Source organism: Vibrio sp. 10N.247.311.13 (assembly GCF_041467595.1).
GTDB classification, from domain to species: Bacteria; Pseudomonadota; Gammaproteobacteria; order Enterobacterales; family Vibrionaceae; genus Vibrio; species Vibrio crassostreae_C.
Genome location: NZ_JBFSUX010000033.1, coordinates 1 through 4,152 on the forward strand (window position 1 = coordinate 1; position 4,152 = coordinate 4,152).

A 4,152-nucleotide genomic window follows, 5' to 3' on the forward strand; every position below is an offset into this window, starting at 1 on the left:
GAGATACGAGATACGAGATACGAGATACGAGATACGAGATACGAGATACGAGATAAATGGGGAGTTTAAAAAGGTTGTTGGGATAAAACAAAGGGAAGAAAAAAAATATCGTGGCATAGCCGGGGGGACTATACCACGGGTGCCAACGACACCTTCGCTTGCTGCCGGAGTGATATAGCAAAGCCATATCACCTCTGGAATAAAATTAAAGAGAAGTAGTTTCTCTTCGATGGAGTAACTATACGTCCAGCTACTTATTTTACTTATAAAATTAACGACAGATACCTATGAGAAAACCGACATTGTCTCAAGTGATTGATAATTAATGATTTGTTTTTGTTTGGGAGGGTTTGTACTAGTGAGGTAGTTCTCGCTAGTTGTTGAAAGTAACGTTTTTGACGTAAACGTTTTTAACGAAACTTACGAGTATGTATTTTCGAAAACATTGATTTCACACAATAGAATTGTGGGCATGTATGTGTATCATGGCGTTAATAACAATCTTTCTCATTATCAGTCACGAATTGGGTACTTATGAAACTCTCACAATTAGAGCAAGGAAAGGCGGCTTCTATTGTTGCACTAACAGGTTTAACACCAGACGTAAGGAAGAAACTTATGGTCATGGGTATGTTGCCAAAAACCGAGGTGACGCTTATCCGCCGTGCACCTATGGGTGATCCGCTTCAAGTTGAAGTGAGAGGTGTTTCTATCGCCATTCGTGAAAGCATTGCAGAACAAATCGAGGTTATCTAAATGGATTATCAAGTTCTTACCGTTGGTAACCCGAATAGTGGTAAAACAACACTGTTCAACGCACTGACTGGTGCTAAGCAGCACGTTGGTAACTGGGTTGGTGTCACTGTTGAAAAGAAGACGGGTTTATACTCGCACGCTGGTGATCAGTTTCAACTAACGGATTTACCGGGTATCTACGCACTAGACAGTGGTAATGATGCGAACAGCATCGATGAGTCTATCGCGTCTCGCGCTGTTTTAACTCACCCAGCAGATGTGATCATCAATGTTGTCGACGCTAACTGTCTAGAACGAAGCTTATATATGACATTACAGCTGCGTGAGTTGGGTCGCCCAATGATCGTTGTGTTGAACAAAATGGATGTATTAAAGCGCGAACGTCAGGTGATTAACCTTAAAGCACTAGAGAAAGAGCTAGGTTGCCCAGTTCTAAGCTTGTCTGCAAACGATAAAGGTCAAGTGGTTCGCTTTAAAGAGCGTCTGCATAAACTGCTTGTTCAAGGTGTGAGCCTTGACCCTATCTCTATTGATTACGATGCCGCGTTAGAAGCTCTTATCCCTTCTGTTGAGTCACAATTTGATGATGCTGACGTATCTCACCGAGCGCTAGCGATTCGTGCTTTAGAAAATGATTACTTGGTATTGAATGGTTTAGCCCCACAAACTCGCACTCAAATTGATAGCGTGCGTCTTGGTGCCGATTTCGATATTGACCTTGCTGTTGCTGACGCTAAATACACTTTCTTACATGACCTTTGTAAACGTGTTCGTCGCAGCGAAGGCAAACTAAGCCGTAACTTTACAGAGAAAGCAGACCAATTCATTTTGAACAAATGGGTCGGTATTCCTTTCTTCTTCGTTATCATGTACCTAATGTTCATGTTCTCTATCAATATCGGTAGTGCGTTTATCGACTTCTTCGATATTGGTGTTGGAGCAATATTAGTTGATGGTGGACACCACTTATTAGATGGCCATTTACCAGTTTGGTTAGTCACTGTACTTGCTGATGGTATTGGCGGCGGTATCCAAACGGTTGCGACCTTTATTCCTGTTATCGCAGCGCTTTACCTATTCTTAGCGGTACTAGAAAGCTCAGGCTACATGGCTCGTGCTGCATTTGTACTTGATAAAGTGATGCAGAAGATTGGTTTACCGGGTAAAGCATTTGTCCCACTTGTACTGGGCTTTGGTTGTAACGTGCCTTCAATCATGGCAACTCGTACTCTTGACCAAGAGCGCGAACGTAAACTAGCAGCATCAATGGCGCCGTTTATGTCATGTGGTGCTCGTTTACCGGTATACGCACTGTTCGCGGCGGCGTTCTTCCCAGGTGCAGGACAAAACGTAGTATTCGCTCTGTACATCATGGGTATCGTTGCTTCTGTATTTACGGGTTTGTTCCTGAAAAACACGATCTACCCAGGTAGCAGTGATAGCTTAGTGATGGAAATGCCAGATTACGAATTGCCGACAGTGCAAAACGTAATGTTGAAAACTTGGCAGAAGCTGAAGCGTTTCGTACTTGGTGCAGGTAAAACAATCGTGATGGTTGTGGCTATTCTTAGCTTCCTAAACTCTCTAGGTATGGACGGCAGCTTTGGTAACGAAGATAGCGAAAACTCAGTACTGTCTAGAGCAGCTCAAGTTGTAACACCTGTATTCCAACCAATTGGTATTACTGAAGAGAACTGGCCTGCAACGGTTGGTATCATCACAGGTATTTTCGCTAAAGAAGCCGTTGTTGGTACATTAAATAGCCTATATACAACGCCTTCTGATGAAGAAGCAGCTGAGTTTGACTTAGCAGCAAGCCTGCAAGAAGCGGTAATGACGATCCCTGAAAACCTAGCCGGATTGAGCTACTCAGATCCATTAGGTATTGAAGTTGGCGACTTGTCTGACTCTAATTCTGTAGCAGCTGACCAAGAAGTCGATACCTCTATCTTTGGTAACTTGAAAGACAAGTTTGTATCTGGTCATGCGGCATTCGCTTACTTGATTCTTATCCTGCTTTACACGCCTTGTGTGGCCGCGATGGGTGCTTATGTTCGTGAATTTGGTCAGACGTTTGCACGCTTCATCGCGGTTTGGACGATGGCTCTTGGTTACTTTGGTGCGACTTTCTACTACCAAGCGGCAAACTTTGCTGCGCATCCTGTGACAAGTGCAGTATGGATGGTGGCGATTGCTGGTGGTTTTGTGGTGACGTATCGCGTCTTCAAGAAAGTGGGCAGTAAGCAGAAAGCACTAGAGGTGCAAGTCGTATGATTTTAACTGAACTTCATCAATACATTGATAGCCACGGCGTTGCGGCTCGTAAAGAGCTCGCTGCAAAGTTTGGCATGAGTGAAGATGGCGTCGATGCGATGCTGAGTGTTTGGGTCAAGAAAGGGAAAGTTTCTCGCTTGGTCGATACGAATAAGCATGGTCATACAACGCGTATTCGCTACACCATCAGCAAACAAGATGGTTTGTCGCTTAACGTGATGATGTAGTTCGGTCTTCAGACTCTCGTTGAAAAAGGCGAGATTAGAAAATGACAAAGCCGCTTATCTAAGATGAGCGGCTTTTTGTTATGTGTCTTTTCTGAAGTGTTTTACTTTAAAGCTCAATGAGATGAACTCGAATTATGCTTTCTTGAAGATAGAGCTCAGTGACAGAACGTTTTGGATACGAGTCAGGATAGCGGCTTGATCTTCTTCACTGCGCTGTTCGCCTTTTGTATTACCCCATACTGGGCCGGGCCAAGCAATGTCGTCTTTGAAGCGTGCAATATGGTGGATGTGCAGTTGTGGCACCATATTACCCAGCGCACCAAGGTTCAATTTGTCTGGTTGGAACGTTGCTTCTAATGCTTGGCTTACCGCCTGAGATTCATGTAGGAACTGCTGTTGCTCTTTCATTGGTAAGTGGTGCAACTCTTTTAGGTTGGCACGTTTTGGTACCAAGATAACCCAAGGCACTGCGTTATCTTTGTGTAGCAGGGCTAAGCTCAGTGGAAATTCGCCGATAAGTGTGGTGTCTTTCGCAAGTTGCGGGTGAAGTTCGAAGCTCATGATCTTTCCAATTAATTGTTTTACATGAGTATAAGGTCGGAGTTTGAATGTGGCTAGGGCTTACGTTCTCAATAAGCAGATTCCCTATCACGTTCGTCCCTCACTGTAGGGAATGATGGTGAGAAGAGGGATAACGATTTGGTGTGGTTTGATGGCGCATCATTGATGTTGTCTTGGATTCACTACACCTATTCTCGTCATCTCCTAGAGCGACGAATGAGCGTAATAGGAGATCTCTTGCTGTGTAGGTTAGCTAATCGCTTAAATAATCGAGTAAACAAACCTCCAGACAAAAAAAAGGTTGACGCTTTCACGTCAACCTTTCTAATTTTCT

Annotated in this window: 4 protein-coding genes; 3 read left to right on the plus strand and 1 reads right to left on the minus strand. The window is 43.9% G+C overall.

Annotation, left to right across the window (positions count from 1 at the left end):
- The first annotated feature begins 534 nt into the window (after window positions 1-534).
- Genes AB6E52_RS14180 through AB6E52_RS14190 form a run of 3 tightly spaced genes read left to right on the plus strand, consistent with a single transcriptional unit; the run spans window position 535 to window position 3,257 of the window.
- The gene (locus AB6E52_RS14180) at window positions 535-756 is read left to right on the plus strand and encodes a FeoA family protein (RefSeq protein WP_004734203.1); all 222 of its coding nucleotides are present in this window, start codon (window positions 535-537) and stop codon (window positions 754-756) included.
- Window positions 757-3,030, plus strand: a complete 2,274-nt coding sequence (gene feoB, locus AB6E52_RS14185; protein WP_017061939.1) for a Fe(2+) transporter permease subunit FeoB — start codon at window positions 757-759, stop codon at window positions 3,028-3,030.
- Window positions 3,027-3,257 carry a FeoC-like transcriptional regulator gene (locus tag AB6E52_RS14190; protein WP_017061938.1) on the plus strand — a complete coding sequence of 77 codons (231 nt, stop codon included), beginning with the start codon at window positions 3,027-3,029 and terminating at the stop codon, window positions 3,255-3,257. The genes feoB and AB6E52_RS14190 overlap by 4 nt, the downstream gene beginning before the upstream one ends.
- Window positions 3,258-3,389: 132 nt before the next feature.
- Here the strand turns inward: AB6E52_RS14190 and AB6E52_RS14195 are convergent, their stop codons facing one another.
- Window positions 3,390-3,818 (minus strand): HIT domain-containing protein, encoded by a 429-nt coding sequence (locus tag AB6E52_RS14195; protein WP_017061937.1) that lies wholly within the window; start codon window positions 3,816-3,818, stop codon window positions 3,390-3,392.
- Between the last annotated feature and the right edge of the window lie 334 nt (window positions 3,819-4,152).

Bases quoted from the DNA above. Each gene is read 5' to 3' on its own strand.
- AB6E52_RS14180 (WP_004734203.1), top strand. From the start codon at position 535: ATGAAACTCTCACAATTAGAGCAAGGAAAGGCGGCTTCTATTGTTGCA.
- feoB (WP_017061939.1), top strand. From the start codon at position 757: ATGGATTATCAAGTTCTTACCGTTGGTAACCCGAATAGTGGTAAAACA.
- AB6E52_RS14190 (WP_017061938.1), top strand. From the start codon at position 3,027: ATGATTTTAACTGAACTTCATCAATACATTGATAGCCACGGCGTTGCG.
- AB6E52_RS14195 (WP_017061937.1), bottom strand. From the start codon at position 3,818: ATGAGCTTCGAACTTCACCCGCAACTTGCGAAAGACACCACACTTATC.